The 15,573-nt window shown below is 69.7% G+C and carries 14 protein-coding genes; 10 read left to right on the top strand and 4 right to left on the bottom strand.

The features are described 5' to 3' along the window. Positions 1–552: 552 nt before the first annotated feature. Together ACRAS8_RS36840 and ACRAS8_RS36835 are read right to left on the bottom strand one after the other, a co-directional pair. A complete protein-coding gene (locus ACRAS8_RS36840; RefSeq protein ID WP_438490788.1) occupies positions 553–825 on the bottom strand; it encodes a hypothetical protein in 273 nt (90 codons plus the stop codon). A 98-nt stretch (positions 826–923) separates the two neighbouring features. Further along, positions 924–1,394: a hypothetical protein gene (locus tag ACRAS8_RS36835; RefSeq protein WP_438490787.1), complete on the bottom strand. Its 471-nt coding sequence runs from the start codon at positions 1,392–1,394 to the stop codon at positions 924–926. A gap of 566 nt (positions 1,395–1,960) precedes the next feature. Here ACRAS8_RS36835 and ACRAS8_RS36830 point away from each other — a divergent pair. The 8 genes from ACRAS8_RS36830 (at position 1,961) to ACRAS8_RS36795 (ending at position 11,339) form a co-directional block, all read left to right on the top strand. Then, positions 1,961–2,818, top strand: coding sequence for a hypothetical protein (locus ACRAS8_RS36830; RefSeq protein ID WP_438490786.1), 858 nt, complete (start codon positions 1,961–1,963; stop codon positions 2,816–2,818). A 110-nt stretch (positions 2,819–2,928) separates the two neighbouring features. Further along, complete coding sequence (locus tag ACRAS8_RS36825) at positions 2,929–3,210, top strand: hypothetical protein (RefSeq protein ID WP_438490785.1); 282 nt, start codon at positions 2,929–2,931, stop codon at positions 3,208–3,210. A 157-nt stretch (positions 3,211–3,367) separates the two neighbouring features. Beyond that, positions 3,368–4,414, top strand: coding sequence for a conjugal transfer protein (locus ACRAS8_RS36820; RefSeq protein ID WP_438490784.1), 1,047 nt, complete (start codon positions 3,368–3,370; stop codon positions 4,412–4,414). Next, complete coding sequence (locus tag ACRAS8_RS36815) at positions 4,411–4,728, top strand: hypothetical protein (protein ID WP_438490783.1); 318 nt, start codon at positions 4,411–4,413, stop codon at positions 4,726–4,728. Before ACRAS8_RS36820 ends, ACRAS8_RS36815 begins: the two co-directional genes overlap by 4 nt. Beyond that, on the top strand, positions 4,725–5,357 hold the full coding sequence (locus tag ACRAS8_RS36810) for a hypothetical protein (protein ID WP_438490782.1): 633 nt from the start codon (positions 4,725–4,727) through the stop codon (positions 5,355–5,357). Before ACRAS8_RS36815 ends, ACRAS8_RS36810 begins: the two co-directional genes overlap by 4 nt. Further along, on the top strand, positions 5,357–7,891 hold the full coding sequence (locus tag ACRAS8_RS36805) for an ATP-binding protein (RefSeq protein WP_438490781.1): 2,535 nt from the start codon (positions 5,357–5,359) through the stop codon (positions 7,889–7,891). Before ACRAS8_RS36810 ends, ACRAS8_RS36805 begins: the two co-directional genes overlap by 1 nt. After that, positions 7,888–10,371: a hypothetical protein gene (locus ACRAS8_RS36800; RefSeq protein ID WP_438490780.1), complete on the top strand. Its 2,484-nt coding sequence runs from the start codon at positions 7,888–7,890 to the stop codon at positions 10,369–10,371. Before ACRAS8_RS36805 ends, ACRAS8_RS36800 begins: the two co-directional genes overlap by 4 nt. Further along, positions 10,368–11,339 carry a C40 family peptidase gene (locus ACRAS8_RS36795; protein ID WP_438490779.1) on the top strand — a complete coding sequence of 324 codons (972 nt, stop codon included), beginning with the start codon at positions 10,368–10,370 and terminating at the stop codon, positions 11,337–11,339. Before ACRAS8_RS36800 ends, ACRAS8_RS36795 begins: the two co-directional genes overlap by 4 nt. Positions 11,340–11,652: 313 nt before the next feature. Here the strand turns inward: ACRAS8_RS36795 and ACRAS8_RS36790 are convergent, their stop codons facing one another. Then, positions 11,653–11,994 (bottom strand): phage tail sheath C-terminal domain-containing protein, encoded by a 342-nt coding sequence (locus tag ACRAS8_RS36790; RefSeq protein WP_438490778.1) that lies wholly within the window; start codon positions 11,992–11,994, stop codon positions 11,653–11,655. Positions 11,995–12,097: 103 nt separating this feature from the next. On the opposite strand from ACRAS8_RS36790, the gene istA reads away from it, so the two are divergent. Continuing rightward, positions 12,098–13,603, top strand: coding sequence for an IS21 family transposase (istA, locus tag ACRAS8_RS36785; RefSeq protein ID WP_438484311.1), 1,506 nt, complete (start codon positions 12,098–12,100; stop codon positions 13,601–13,603). Next, complete coding sequence (gene istB / locus ACRAS8_RS36780) at positions 13,603–14,394, top strand: IS21-like element helper ATPase IstB (RefSeq protein WP_438484312.1); 792 nt, start codon at positions 13,603–13,605, stop codon at positions 14,392–14,394. Before istA ends, istB begins: the two co-directional genes overlap by 1 nt. Here istB and ACRAS8_RS36775 read toward each other — a convergent pair. Further along, entirely contained in the window at positions 14,351–15,493 is a 1,143-nt protein-coding gene (locus ACRAS8_RS36775) for a phage tail sheath family protein (RefSeq protein WP_438490777.1), read from the bottom strand. The two genes, istB and ACRAS8_RS36775, sit on opposite strands and share 44 nt — an antisense overlap. Positions 15,494–15,573: the final 80 nt, after the last annotated feature.

The raw sequence follows: 15,573 nt of genomic DNA, 5'->3' as shown, positions 1-15,573 counted from the left end.
GCCACCGACAACCACCGAAAAGCGAGGACACCCCCGGCGCGGGCACCGGCTGGCACTTCCAGGGTCTCGAAGGCGGCCGACTGGCCGGGACGCCGGCGCCAGGAGCTACAGGGCAGCAGGCACCAAGCCGTGGAATACCGGGAGCTGACGTAGTACCCACCGAGCTACGCACCGCCCGGCGGGTCCCTAACGGAGAGAAACTGCCTCTTCCTCCTCCTGAGGAAGAGGTGTCAGCAGCGGGGACCGCATACCCCTACGCCCTGACCTGCATAAATACGCCCGCATTCCAAACCGACCTGGTACGCAGGGTGGTACGCACGGTGGAACGTAGGGCGGAACGCACCGTGGTATCCACGGTGGTACCTACGGTGGTACCGGTCCAGGACGACTCCGCGATGAAGTGACAGGACGTCACCCGCAGGAGATTTGAGGGGCTCCGTCGCAGCCTCGAAAACGACCAGCGACTGCACGACCGGAGGCAATGAGGGCACCCGCGCAACAAGAAGACCCCCGGGGCAGCCTCCGGGGGTCTGACGTTGTTTCGAGATGCTGCTACGTCGTGGACGCGCCGCGACGACGCATGTCCTCAATCGCGTGCCGCGTGATGCCGTACAGGTCGGCCAGACGCTGCGGAAGCCCTCGCGCGACATCGGCTTCCTTAGTGGCGAGAGCCGCGGCATCCCGCTCCGCCTCGGCCTCCCTCAGCGCCCGCCCGGCCGCCTTGACCTTCTCCTGGGCCTTCAGGAACGCCTTCACGGTGCCGTCTTTCAGGTCCTCTTCGATCAACGCCTGAGGGTTCGGCTGTCGCTTCGGTGTCGTCGCCATGAGCGGGATGGTTCATGACACATACCACTACGAGTGTTGTAGGGCGTGTGGGACCGGCACGACCGGACGGCCAGGACGCCAGCAGTGGTCGCCCTCAGTCAGCGGTCGTTGGGGCTCAGCAACGTGGCGGCGGCGGCGATGAAGGCGACGGATGCTTCCTTGGCCGTATGCCGCCGGGCGTCCAGCTCGGTCCGGTCGACGGCCTTGCGCAGCGCGTACGTGGCATCTGCGGCCTGCTGGGCGGGGCCGGCCAGCTCGGGGACCAGGATCTGAAGGCGGATGTGGGGCGCGGTGATTGCCGCCCGGGTGTCGTGGGATCTCGTCTGGGCCTCCAGCTGGTGCTCGGTGCCTGCCTCGGTCAGGGCCAGACGCTCCCGGTGGAACATCGCCGAGCGGTGCGCGTCCAGGGCGGCCGCGAAGTCGGTGACGGCGCCGAGCTGGTTCTGGCGGTGGCCCTCGGCGCGCTCCTCGGCGCGTGCGGTACGTGCCGAACGGTGCTGGAGGAGTCCGGCGGTCAGGGCACCGGCGAGGGTACCGAGCACGGCAATGATCGAAGCCCATATGGACATCAGGTGTTGGGTCCTCTCGGGTGGTCGGTTTCGGTGGTGAGGTCGGCGGACAACGAGGTGAGTGGCGGCGCCTTCGGTGGCGGGGCCACGCCTGCGGCGCTCCAGACCTACCCTGGCGGCCAGTTTGCGGCTGGAGTAAGCGTGCGCTGCTCCTGCTGGCCAGCGTGGCCGATTGGCCGGCATCGGTCACGACACCAGATCGGGCATGGCCGATGCATCGGCCACCGGCCATGAGGCTCCCTGCCGGCCTCTGGAACATCAGCCACGGTGCCGAGAGCGAGGTGCACGGGCGTACCAGCGGCGGGGAGACAACGCCTGACAAGGCTGGCCGGACGCGGCACTGGCCGAGCGCAGCGGATGCCACACAACCAGCCTCCGCGTCGACGGCAGCACGGTCTACCCCCGGAAGGCCCCGCAGGCGGATACCCGAGACCGGCGGTGCGGATACCTCACTGGTTACCCCGCTGGATACCCCAATTGACCTGCTCCTTTGTCGTTTTGGGGCAAGCAGTTTGGTAAGGGGTGCTGAGCACAGTTCACGGCAGTCGATCCGGAAGGAGCCTGCCGTGGATGCCGTACAGCCGACGTTGGTCACACGTCTGAATGCCGAGTGGGAGTGGCTGTGCGCTGACCGCGGCAACGCAGATCGGGTGCGGTCTTGGATGCTCGATGCCGGTGTGCTTGATGAGGACCAGGCCCCCGCCGAGCTGGGTGAGTTGTGCACTCTTCTGCGGAAACGCTCTGAGCGGGACGAACCGGAGTTCAGCGACGCCTGGATGGGTGTCCTGCTGCGCCGGGTGAGTGCCGGCGACGGGCGGGATGCTGAACTGGCTGCCCGCGTACTGGTCCAGGCAATGCTCCCGCTCGCCTGCCGCATGCTGCGCGACTGCGTGCGCAGCGGCGAGAGCAGCGAGGACGTGGCGCAGGTGGTGATCGCCTCCCTGTGGGAGGTAGTGCGCACCTACCCGATTGCGCGGCGGCTCCGGAGGGTCGCGACGGGTCTGCGCATGGAGTTGTGGCACCGGGTTTCGCGTGAGCTCAAGCGGGAGCTGGCGCCCTCTGAGCATCTGGATGAAGCGTGGGTGGCAGCTCTTCCGGGTGGTGTTGAGCCTGCGGACGCTGTCGAACCGGTGCTGTTGGCACGGGCCGCCGAGGAGGCCGGCCTTCGGGCAGCAGCCAGTGCGGTGGAGGAGCTGGAGGGGGCTCGCGGAGAGATGGTCGCGCTCTTGGTGTGGGCGCTGGAGCGCGAGGTGCTCACCACGGAGGCGGCGTCCGGGATCTGCGACCACTACCGCGAGGGCGCGGTGCAGGATGCCGCGGCGGCGTCGGCGTGGGGGGTGAGCCCGGTGGCGCTGCGTCGACGGCGTAGCCGGGCGGTGTCGCGGCTGCGGCAGGCGGCGCCGCAGTGGGCCGAGGCGGCGTGAGGAAGCCGTCGGAAGTTTTTCGGGCGCCGGTGTCACATCAGGGCCGATCTCGCTCCCTTCTCTGTGTGTGCGGGGGGATTCCGCGCACCGACACAGCGGAGGGAGCCGGCGTGAGCGAGGGGCTGGGACATGAGGGAGAAGCGGTGGAGCTGAAGGCGGAGGAGTTGCGGCTGGTGGCGATTCGCCGGCGGGCAACGCAGTTGGCGGTCGCGTTGGTGACGGAGCCGTTCTCGGCCGACACCCATGCGCAGCTGCACTCGTACGTGGAGCGGGACGCCGATGAGGCGCAGGTGCTGGTGCGGGAGGTGCTGGCGCTTCCGCCGGCGCGGCTGCGCGAGCGGATCGCCGAGCTGACCCGGTCCAAGACCGTGCAGGGCGAGGTGACGGCGTGAAGGCGACGACGTTCGGCCCTGCGGGCTACGGAACGAGCCAAGTCCTGAAGGCAGCGGTCAGGAACCAGCTGGCGGCCGCTCGCCGCGACGGTCGGCGCATCTGGGTTCTGGACCCGACGGCTACCTGGGGACATCTGCTCCGGAAGGGGCCGCGGTCATGAAGTGGCGCCGCAAGGAAGAACAGGCTCCTCCGGTGGAGGAATCCGCCCAGCCGGACACCGGTTGGGCCACCACGTCGATGTCGACGGGCGCCCTGGCGAACTGGACGGCCGTAGTGCGGTGGAGCGCCTGGGGCCTGCTGCTGACCGGTCCACTGCTCGGCGGCTGGGCGCTGGCCTCCACCACCCAGCCGGCAGCCGCGCCCACGCAAGCAGAGGCGCCGCGCGTAGAGCCGGCGTCGGCCGATGCGGTGGCACCGGCTGGCTTCGCCGAGCTGTACGTCGCGGCCTATGTGAAGGCCGGGCAGGGGGATGCGGCCGTGCAGGAGCTCGCGGCGTTCTACCCCGCTGCCCAGTCCATGACCTGGCCGTCTCAGGGCGGGGCGGAGCGCGCGGAGTCGGCATCCGCGGTACAGGTGCGGCAGGTCACGGCCGGCTACTGGTCGGTGACCGTAGCCGCGCGGATCACCGGGTCGTCGAAGGACGACGCGAGCCAGGGCCAACTCCACTACTTCCAGGTACCGGTCCGCTCCACAGCCGGCACGAAGGGCACGGCGACCGGGTGGGTGGCGGCCGCGCTGCCCGCCGAGGTGGCAGCCCCGACCGCAGAGGCGGCCAAGGCCCGGGAGTTGTCGTACGGGTCGAGGCACACGCCCTTGGCCTCCGACCCGGCGGTGCAGACGATCCGCGGTTTCCTCGCCGCGTATCTGACAGGGCAGGGCGATGTCGAGCGCTACCTCTCCCCCGGCACCACGCTGCGCCCCGTGCGGCCGGCGCCGTACACGGCGGTGACGCTCACGCAGATCGCCGAACACGGACCCGGCCCGGCCGAGGGCGCCGCCCCCCAGGTCCCGCCGGACGGCGTTGAGCGGCACCTCCTGGTCGACATCGAGGGCGATAGTCCGCGCGCGACCGGGCGGCCGATGACGTATGCGATCGAGCTGCGCGCCCGCGGCGGGCGGTGGGAGATCGCCGCGCTGGAAGCCGCGCCCGCCCTGGCGACGTCCGACAACTCTTCACTTCCTCAGAAAGGTCAGGGCTCATGAACGGGCTCATGCAGATGGCCGGGGCTATTTCCGACGCCAACAGCCTCGTCACCCAGCTCAAGAACTTTTTCCTCGTGGGCGTGCTGGGGCTGATGTATGTCGTCTCGATCGCCCTGGTGTGGGGCCAGACCAAGAGCGTGATGAAAGCCGCAGTGGCCGCGATCGGCGGGGCGGTGGTCATGGCGATCGTCGTCAACATGACCGCGCTGCGGGACAAGGTCGGCGAGGACATCAAGAACCCCTCCGGCCACGCGGCCCCGGCCGCGGTCCGCATCGTCGACCGCATCGACCCGCTCGACGGCGGCCGGCGATGAGCACCCCCGCTGTGCGGCCCGAGCCGCTGATCGGCCGCTGCTACACCAAGGCACGTCGGCACCAGAACGTGGTCGGCAACTGGCCCGGTGGCGGCCGGATCTGGGGCGGGCCCTACACCTGGCCGCAGATCTTCGTCGCCCTGGCCGCGATCGCGGCGCTGCTGGTGACCCGGGGGATGTGGGCCCATCACGGCGTGCTGGACCTCCTGCCGCTGCTCGGTGTGCCCTACGCCCTGGCGCTCGTCGTCGGGCGGATCCACATCGATGGCCGCAACCCCCTCTCTGTCGCCGCCAGTGCACTCGGGCTGGCCGTGAGCGGAAGCTCCGGTCGGTTGGGCGAACGCCCTGTGCGGCGTCCCCGGCGCGGTGCCGCGGTGGGGCTGTGCACGCTGACATGGCAGCCGGCGAACGGGACGGGCAGCGCGAACGCTCGGCCGCAGGCCGTCCCCACTCTCACCAAGCCGGTACGCACTGTTCCCGCAACCGGTGCCCCGAAGATCGCGTCGGCATCCGGCCGGCCGGATGCCGACGCACCCGTCGTGCGCGTGGCGTCGGGCGTGGGCGCACTGCTCGCCGCCCGCGCCGCCGACCCGGCCGCCACCACGAACTCGAACGAGCGGGGGCAGTAATGCGGATCCCGGTCCGGCACGTAGCCGGCAACGTCATCTGGACCAAGCACGGCACGTGCTGGGCCCTGTGGCGGGTGGAGGGCAGCGGTCACGCGCAGTCCTCTCGCACCGTCAAGGAACGCCGGCTGCGCGCCCTGGAATCTCTGGTCAAGCAGCTGCAGGGCGAGGCGATGCTGCTGTCGTTGTGTCCGCAGGTCGACCCGGCCGCGGTGGTGCGCAAGATGACCGACGGCGTCGACCTGGCCGCGTCCGAGCGCTACGCGCAGCTGGCGACGCGGGTGTGGGACCAGTTGGAGCGCATGGAGCTCACCAGCCGCGCGGACTGGTTGGCGGTCCCGCTGCCCGCCGGCAGCAAGAAGCATGCGGCCGGCATGGCGTTCGATGCGGCTCGCGCTGAAATGGCCTTGCAGCTGGGCCTGCTGCCCGCGCCGGTCAGCGCCCGCGAAGAGGAGCGCCGGCTGAAGCAGGCGCGCGCGCTTGCCGGGACGTGGCCCTCGACGATCGCGCTGCGTCCGGCGAGCGAGGCGGAAATCTTGTGGATCTACGGGCACAGCGCCCGACGGGGAGTGTTGGAGCCTTTGCTGCCCGAACCGGAGCAGAGCACCGGACGGAGCCGCGGCCGCGGAGCTGCAGCTCTGGGCGAGGTCATCCTCGCGGAGGGCAGCAACCCCGCCGAGGCTGGACGGGAAGAAGACGAGGCGGGCAAGAGCCGGTTCGGGCGGCGCTGGCTGCAAGTCTCCACGGAGTGGGGCGAGTCCTACCAGACGTTCCTGTCGCTGGCGGAGATGCCCGAGCGGTTCGTCTTCCCCGGCAGCGAATACCTCGCAAGCCTGGACGATTTCGGGTTTCCGGTGGACTGGGTGATGCGCCTGAAGGTCACCCCGGGTGCTGTCGCCGACGCCAGGGCGCGTCGGCAGGCCAATGAGCTGGCGAACCAGCCCGGCGAGTACGAGGGGGAGGTCTCCGGTGTGCCGTCGCATGTGCATCAGGCCGCCGAAGACATGGAGGACTTCCGCAGTGCGGTGACCCGCTCGAAAACGGAGGTCGAGGTCCAGGCCATGGGCACGCTGTGCGTGTGGGGTACCACCCCGGCCGAAGCCGAGGCCCGCGCCGCCGATCTGAAGACCCACTTCGGAAAGCACGACTACACCTTCATCCGCCCCGTGGGCGAGCAGGAGCGGCTGTTCTACGGGATGCTGCCGGGCGCCCGCACGCCGAAGGTGATGCTGTCCTACGCCCAGGTGCTGCTTGCGAGGGACTTCGCGATGGCCGGCGCCTTCGCCGGATCGGCGCTGGGGGATGCCAAGGGGCCGCTGTACGGGCTGCAGTTGGCCGGCGGCGGCACCCGGCCCGTGCTCACCGACTGGTCCCTGGGCCCGCAGAAGTCCGCCTCCGCGTCTGCCGCGTTCGTCGGTGAGCTCGGCGGCGGCAAGAGCGTCGCGATGAAATCCGCCGTGTACGACATCCTCGCCGCCGGCCGAAAGACGGGGCAGCCGGGAAGCCGAGGCCGGGCGGTCATCGTCGACCGCACCCCGCAGCAGGAGTGGCTGCGGTTCGCCAAGGCGTGCCCTGGCACCACCCAGGTCATCACCATCGATGACCAGGCCCAGGTCTCCCTCGACCCGCTGCGCACCATCCGCGACGCCGGCCAGGCGCAGCGCCGTACGGAGTCGTTCCTGACGCTGCTGCTGGGCATCGGCCCCATGAGCGACCAGGGCATCGCGCTGTCGGAGGCGATCGAGGCAACCCTGGCCGGGCCGGTGCCGTCCATGGCAGCGCTGGTGGGCGAACTGCAGGCACGCGGCAAGCGCGATGCGACCTCGAACGCCGTGGCGCGCAAGCTGGCCGCGGTGGCCCGCAAGGACCTGGCCCGCACCATCTTCGACCCCACGCTGCCGGTGGTGGATTCCTCGAAGGCGGACGCGATCGTCTTCGCCACCGCCAACCTGGCCCTGCCCAAGGAAAACGAACTCAGTGCTGACCGGCTGTCGACGCTGGAGTACGAGAAGACTTTCGGCCGGGCGGCGCTGTATCTCATCGCGGCGCTGTGCCGGGAAATCTGCTTCGCCAACCCCCATGAGTTCTGCGTGGCGGTGTGGGACGAGTGCTGGTGGCTGACCTCCTCCCCCGAGGGCATGGCCCTGCTCCTGGAGCTCGTCCGCGACGGCCGCAAGCACAAGGCCGGGGTCCTGGCCGGGTCGCACGACGGCGAGGACATCGGCCCGGAGGCATCAGCCACCGGGCAGGTCATCCGCGGACTCTTCCCCCGCAAGTTCCTCTTCCGGCAGACCGATGTCACCCTCGCCAAGCGCGGCCTGGCCTTCCTCGACCTCGACCCGACCGACGAGGACCTGGTGGAGCTGGTCACCACTGGCCTGTCCCCCATCGACGTGGACGACGAGCTCCGCGCGCAGCGTGCCGGCGAGTGCCTGCACCGGGATCTGTACGGGCGGATCGGCGGGATGCAGGTCGTCATCCCCGCCGACCCCGAGGCAGAGGCCAATATTCACTCCGACCCGGCGATGTCGGCATGAAGTGGCTGCGCCTGGCCGGGCACACGGCATGGATAGGGCGGCGGGGAGCCTGGCAGCTGCTGCTGGCGCTGTGCGCCGCGGCCGTTCTCACCACGGCCGTGGCCGCGCACGCGGCCGCCGCCCCCTCCCCCGCCCCGTCCGCGTCGGCCAGTGCGCAGCAGCCCACCCCGTCCAACTCCGCGGATTCCGGTAAGACGCCGGCGCCGGGCACATCGAACGGTTCGGGTGCGCCGTCGGCCGGCGGACTGCGGTACTCGCAGACGGCTGAGGGTAAGGCAGCGTCGCGGAAGGCGCTGCGGGAGCAGAAGGAGAGTCTGCGCCAGAAGCTGCACCGGATGGGCATCGGCAAGGACGACTTGCTCGACTCCTTCCATGTCACCGATGAGCACGGCATCCCGGTCTCCGCGTTCAAGGTGGACTCCGAGAGCGGCGAGTGGTCCGACTGGGACCTGAAAGTCGAAGAGTGGCTGACCAGCCTGCTGTTCATGTGCACCAAGTGGCTGGTCGCCTTTGCCTGTTGGCTGCTCCTGTGGGCCCTCGGCTTCAAGCTGGCCTCGCTGCTCCTCAAGCCGGCCCTCGCGGTATCGGACTCCCTCTACAACAGCGTTCTGCTCCAGCTCGGCCTGCCCGGCCTGTTCCTCGCCTTCAGTGGCACCGTCGCCGCGTGGCACTTCTTCTTCGGTGACCGCTCCCGCGGCTGGGGTGAGCTCACGGCGTCCCTGCTGATCTCCGCGCTCGCCGTCACCAGCCTCGCCTCGCCGCCCCAGACGCTGCTCGGCCCCGACGGCGCGGTGGGCAAGGCACGCGACTTGGGAGTGGCCGTGGCCGCCATCGTCATGGGCGACAAGGACCCCACCGGACGTTCGGCGACCGACACAGTTGCCGGCATCACGACACCGATCACCGACGAACTCGTCAACGCGTTCGTGGTGCAGCCCTCCCAGGTGCTCACCTACGGTCAGACGTTCACCGACGACACCAAGGACAAGTGCGCGTCGCGTTTCACGTCCTCCCGGATCGAGACGGCCTTCGTCAACCAGCAGGTCGCCGAGCAGACCAAGACCATCAGGGACATGCCGGGCGCCGGGGACATCCTCCTGCCCGGGCCCGGCGGCAAGATCGAGGACTTCGTCAAGGGCAAGGCGGCGCAGTGGGGCGTGGACACCTTCGGTACCAAGCCCGACGAGAAGTTCGAGAAGCTCTGTGTCACCGGCGACGCCAAGGAGGCCAAGAAGGCGTCCGTGGACAAGCTCGCGGGAGCCTTCTTCATGCTTCTGGCCGCCGTGCTGGTCTGCGTGCTGATCATCGGGCTCGCCGGCAGCTACCTGGCCGCCCAGGCATGGCTCGCCGCCGAGGCGATGCTGCTGCGCTGCGCGCTGATCGCCGGCACCCTGCCGGGGCCCGGACGGGCATGGCTGTGGTCGCGGGGTGCCGCGATCGCCCGGGGCCTGGCGCTGCTCGTCGGACTCGTGGTGGGGCTCGGGGTGTTCGTCGTCGCGGTCACCGCCGTGGTCTCCGCTGCCCCGCGCGACATTCCCGGCGGCATCGTCGTTCGCTTCGTCACCGTCGACATCCTGTGTGTCGGTGCGGTGATCTTCCGCAAGCGCCTGGTCCGCAAATCGCACCAGATGGCCGCCCGGCTCAAGGCGCGCATCGGGGCCTCCAAGCTCGGCGGCGCGGCCGCCCCCTCCGACCTCGGCGCCAGTGGCGGCCGACGCGGCACCCTGGGCAAGATCGGCGGAGCCGCACTGATGCTCGGCCTGATGGCCGCCACCGGCGGCACCGCCGGGGCGGTCGGCGGCGGCCTGGGCCGGGCCGGCAGTGCCCGCGCGCTCACCGGGCGCCTGGCCAAGGGTGCCGGGAGTCTCGCGCGGGGCGCCGAGAGAACCGTGCGGGCCGGAGCCCGAACCGGCATGCGGGTAGGCCGCATCGGGCTGAAGTCGACCGTGGGACTGCCGGTCTACGGGCCGCGAGCCGCCCATCGCGTCGCGGCCGCCGCACAGGCAGTCCCCGGCCAGCTCACCAGCGCGGCCACCCAGCTCAAGGACCGCCTGGACAACGCGCGCCGTACCTACGAGCCGCAGGTGCGGGACTTCGCCGACGAGTACTGGCGCGGCATCGGCGGCCGCTGGATCAGCAACCGCGTCCGTGCACGCCGCGGCCTGCCGCAGCTGCCCTCCCGCCCCTCGGGCCGCTCGGCCCGCCGAACCACCGGCCCCCTCTCCCCGGCGGCGCGACGCGCGCCGAACCGGCCGCTCAACTCGGCGCCCACCGCGGCCCCGAGGCGCAGCCGCCGGTCGCAGATGGTGCCGCAGCGGCCGCTGACCCCGCCGGCGTCCAGCCAGCAGGCGAGTCTGCAGCAGCGCCTGCACCGCATCCGCACCCGCGCCGCCGCTGCCAACCGGCCCGTCACTCCGCCCGCACCACCGCGCCGCCAGCCCCCGCCGTCCCGGCCCCCACGGCCCGGGAGGCGTCCGTGAAGAAGCCCGCCATCGCTACCGGCGTCGGCCTCATTACAGCAGCGATCGCGCTGATCGGCGTGTTGGTGCTGTTCATCGCCGCTGTCGCCAACGGCGCTGCTGGCCACCAGGAGGAGCAGGGCGCGGCCGGGGCACAGCTCTCGGCCCGAGGTGGGCAGGTGGGCGACATACCCCCGGACATGCTGGCCCTCTACCGGCAGGCGGCCCCGGCCGCCTGCCGCGGGCTGGACTGGTCGGTGCTCGCTGCGATCGGCAAGGTCGAGACTGACCACGCCCGCCACCCCACCATGCGCTCAGACGCCGGGGCGGTTGGGCCGATGCAGTTCCTTCCGTCCACGTTCACCGGGTACGCGTACCCGGTCCCGCCGGGCGGCGCCAACCCTCCCACTCCTTGGGACCCGGCCGATGCGGTGTATGCCGCGGCGCGGATGCTGTGCGCCAACGGCGCCAAAACCGGCACCAGCGACGGCCTCTACAAGGCGATCTACTCCTACAACCACGCCGACTGGTACGTGAACAAAGTCCTCGCCCAGGCCAAGAGCTATGCATCGGCGCAGCCCAGCGGTCTTGGAGGGGATGTCGGTGGGGCTTCCAACCCGATCGTCAAGGCTGCTCTCACCCAGCTCGGTGCCCCCTACGTGTGGGGCGGAGGCACCATCAACGGCTCCACCGGCGGCGGCTTCGACTGCTCCGGACTGACGTCATACGCCGTGTATCAAGGAACCGGCCACAGGGTCGTCCTGCCGCGCACCTCTCAGGAACAGCGCCACGTCGGGACCCCCGTCGCCCGCAGTGAGATGCAGCCCGGCGACCTCATCGTCTTCAACAAGGACGGGTGGGGACACGTCGGCATCTACGCCGGCGGGAACCGCATGGTCGACGCCCCCAGGCCAGGAAAGTCCGTGGAGGTCATCAGCCTGGCCGGATACTGGGAGAACTACGCCTGGGACATCCGGCGCGTCGCGTAGGACACGAGGCCCAGATCACCCTGCCAGGCCCCGGCGGGCCATGTCTTCACCGTACGCCGTCCAGGTCTTCTACCGTGAGGGTGAGGTGCCCGGCGGCGGCAGCATCGGCCGGACGCAGGACCCGGCCGCCGGGCCCGCCCAGTCTCGCCTATGGCTCACCGCCGGTCGCGCCGGGACTCAGGTCTCATTTCAGACCGCAAGGCTCGTCTGTGAGCGGGATCGTCGCGCCCGGTTCGACCGATGCAACACGTCGTCCTGGCCGTCGTCGCCAACCCGGCGCAGGCCCAGCGTCGCCGGCGAAGGTAAACCCGTGTCATTCCCCGGCCGAAGCCTGTCCCGCTGTTTGCGTCACGGTGAAGGGAATGAACTCGGCGGGGCGGATCGGTGCGATGCCGATCCGGCAGGTCACCGTACCCTCGTTGACCCGCTCCTCCGGGTTGGTACTGGAGTCACATTGGACGTAGAACGCCTGATCGGGAGTGGTGCCCATGAGGGCTCCGTGGCGCCACTGATCCGTGAGGAATGCGGTGACCGCCTGCCTCAGAGCGGCCCACAGGTGTTGGTCGTTAGGTTCGAACACCGCCCAGCGGGTGGACTGTTCGATGGAGTCACGCAGGAAGCACACCAGTGACGGCGGACGTGCAAAGCTCCCCATAGGTGGACGATTCGGCTCCCCACTGGCGGACACGATTCCTCCCCGCTGACGGACACGTGGTCTCCCCGGCGTGTTGATCCGCCGGCCTGTTTCCTTGGCCGGCGTGAAGACAAAAGAGGAGATCATGGAGATTTTGGAAGCGTTCGACCTCACGGGGAGTTACCGTGCGGCGGCCGAGCTGGCCGGTGTCGACCACCACACCGTGAAGCGGTATGTCGAGCTTCGCGGCAAGGGGAACGACCCGACCCGGCGTCAGCAGCGGCCGAAGATGATCGACGGGTTCATGCCGAAGATCGAGGAGCTGATCGAGCGGTCCGGCGGCCGGATCGGGGCCGACGCGGTCCACGACAAGATCCGGGCGATGGGCTTCGCGGGCACGGACCGCACCACCCGGCGGGCGGTCGCTGCGGCGAAGGAGTCCTATCGGGCTGGTCACCGCCGTGTCTTTCGGCCTTGGATTCCCGAACCGGGCTTGTGGGTCCAATGGGACTGGGGTGATGGGCCGAAGATAGGCGGCCGCAAGACCTGGCTGTGGTGCGCTTGGCTGGCCTGGTCCAGATTCCGGGTGGTGATCCCGGTCCTGGACAAGACACTGCCAACCATCGCCGGCTGCCTGGACAGCACACTCAGGAAGATCGGCGGTGTCCCCACCTATGCCCTCACAGACAACGAGCGGACGGTGACGTCCGACCACATCGCACGAATACCCATACGCAATCCGCAGATTGTCGAGGTCGGCCACCACTACGGACTCACGATCCGCACCTGTGTCCCGGCCGATCCGCAGTCCAAGGGCGGCTCCGAAGCGACCGTGAGAATCGCCAAGCGGGACCTGGTGCCCAAGGACGTCAACCTCCGCCCCGCCTACCAGGACTTCACCGAACTGGAGGAAGCCTGCCGCCAGTTCACCGACGAGGTGAACAACAAGGTCCACCGGGCGATCAGACGCCGGCCCGCCGAGGCCCTGGCCGAGGAACAGCAGCGACTGCACCCGCTGCCGAACGAACCGTTCACCGCGGCGTTCGGCACGACCCGCAAAGTCGCATCCGACGCCACGATCTCCGCGGAATCGGTGCGGTATTCCGTCCCGCACCACCTCGTCGGAAGGACGGTCTGGGCCCGTTTCCACGGCGACGAGCTCGTCGTCACCGCGGTCAACGCCGACGGCGCCGTCGAGGCCGCCCGCCACCAGCGGTCCACCCCAGGCAACCCCTCGATCAAGGACGAGCACTACCCGCCCCGCGAGAACAAGGACGGCGACCGCACCCCGAAAGCCGCCTCCGCCGAAGAAGCCGCCTTCCTGCAGCTGGGGCCCGGTGCCGCCTCCTGGCTGATCGAAGCGGCCGCCGCGGGCGCCCGACGAATGCGGCCGAAGATGGCCGAGGCCGTCGCCCTCGCCAAACTCCACACCCCAGCCGAAATCGACCGGGCACTGGGAACCGCCGCGATCGCCGGACGGTTCGCCGAGAACGACCTGCTGTCCATCCTCGACCACCACCTGGGCCGCGAAGTCGCCGAACCGACCCGGGCTTCCGAAGACCACAGCCTCCAGCCCGGAACCTCGGCCTGGTCCAGCTTCGGCCTCACCAACGACAAGGACGCGCACTGATGGCCACCCCTCTCCGCACCATTTCGGGCTCCAACGGCGACCCTCTGGCCGAGGCCATCGAGCTGACCAAGCGGCTCAAACTCCCTCACATCCGCCGGTCGTTGACCGACCTGATCCCCACCGCGAAGGCCCAACGCTGGGACCCCGCCGAAGTCGTCCGCGTCCTCCTCGCCGAGGAAGCCGCCGGCCGGGACGCAGCTAACCTGCGGACCCGCCGCAAGCGCGCCGGGTTCCCCGCCGGCAAGACGTTCGGCGACTGGGACGAGACCGCCTCCTCCATCCCCCGCCAGATCCAGGACTCGCTCAAGACCCTGGAATGGATCTCCCGCAAGGAGAACCTCTGCGTCTGCGGGCCCTCCGGCACGGGCAAGAGCCACTTCACCGAAGCCCTCGGTCAAGCCGCGGTCGAGGCCGGAATGACGGTTGCCTGGTTCGCGATCGAGGACCTCGGAGCCCTGGTCCGCCGGCACCGCGTCGACGACTCCCTCGCCCGAGCCATGACCCGGCTGATCCGCAGCGACCTCATCATCGTCGACGACATCGGCCTCCTGCCGGTCTCCGCGGACGCCGCCGAAGGCTTCTTCCGCCTGGTCGACGCCGCCTACGAACGACGCGCCATGGCCGTCAGCAGCAACCTCCACCCCTCCGGCTTCGACGAGATCATGCCCAAGACCCTGGCCACCGCGACCGTCGACCGGCTCCTGCACCACGCTCACGTCGTCGTGACACAGGGTGATTCATTCCGTCTCACCGAGGCCACCTCAGGCAAGGGGGTGAGACCCCTGCACTGACCCCACCCCGGGGGAAGACCACGTCCACCAGTGGGGACTTCTCATGTCCACCAGTGGGGAGATCTGCAGTCCGCCTCCGGGGAGCTCCAGAAGTCCGTTGACACACCAGTCGGCGGACATTGAGGTACACGTAGTCCGGATCGCTCTCCATACGGCTCTGTGTGCGGGCGCCCCACACCGTGGGCCCTTGGCCAGGGAAGGCACGCAGGCAGTTGATGCCGTGGTTGTTGAGCGGGCCTTGCTCGTCGGCGCTCACCGTGCGGGTCAGGCCGGTGATCCCGTGGATGACCACGTTGGCGGGGGCTTTGTGGACGCCGCGGGTGGCGTCCGTGGCGGCCCAGATGCCGGCCAGGTGACCGCAGGGCGGCACCTGGCGCGGCCTGCCGTCCAGTCCCGGTACCTGCACCCATGGGTAGTACACGGCCGCGTAGGTCCTCTGAGCGCCGTCGAGACCTAGGTCCAAGCCTTCTGCCAGGTCGACGGGCGTGTGGGTGGAGAGCGTGTCCAGGATGGACACGCGATTGCGCATCTTCAGGCAGTGAGCGGCGAGCTTCCGCGCGCACGCGCCGAGATCGCCTGTGCTTGTGGCCCACACCGCGATGTCCGGCGCGGCCACCATCTGTACGTCGTGCACACTTTCGAGAGCTTCCAGGCCCCCCTCAAGAGCCCTCAGCAGGGAGGCGAACTCGTTGTCCTCGACCACGAGGGGCACGACGTAACAGGACGCCCCACCGTTGGCGAAGAACCCGTGAACGGCCTCAGCCAGCGGCAGGAAGCGTTCCAACTCGTCACCGGGGTCCGGCGTGCGCAGGTCGGACGGAGCCTCCCCTCCAGTGACAGCGGACCACGCCCCCCTCATCACGTCCTCGCCGAGCCTGACCGCCTTCTTCAGTTCGTCGAAGAGACCGACGCTGCCATCGGTCGCATACCGGTCGTGGAACTCCTGCCAGCTCCTTACGAGCTGCGGGGAGTCGGAGTCTGGATCATCCCCCCGATAGGTGAGCCCAAGGAATGCCGGTGTTGACGTGCCCGCCCCTGTCACCACCCGAACCCCACTGGGTACCTCGTCGACGTAAACGCCCGGTGTAAGACCACTCATGGCAACCCTCTGAGAGACGACGGAACTCGCTGGCACAAACTGTGACAACGGGTTCCCAAACATCCCCAACCTCGCCCTCC

This window comes from Streptomyces sp. S186, from assembly GCF_051603415.1.
In the GTDB taxonomy this organism is placed as follows: domain Bacteria; phylum Actinomycetota; class Actinomycetes; order Streptomycetales; family Streptomycetaceae; genus Streptomyces.
This window is presented reverse-complemented; position numbering and strand designations above follow the sequence as displayed.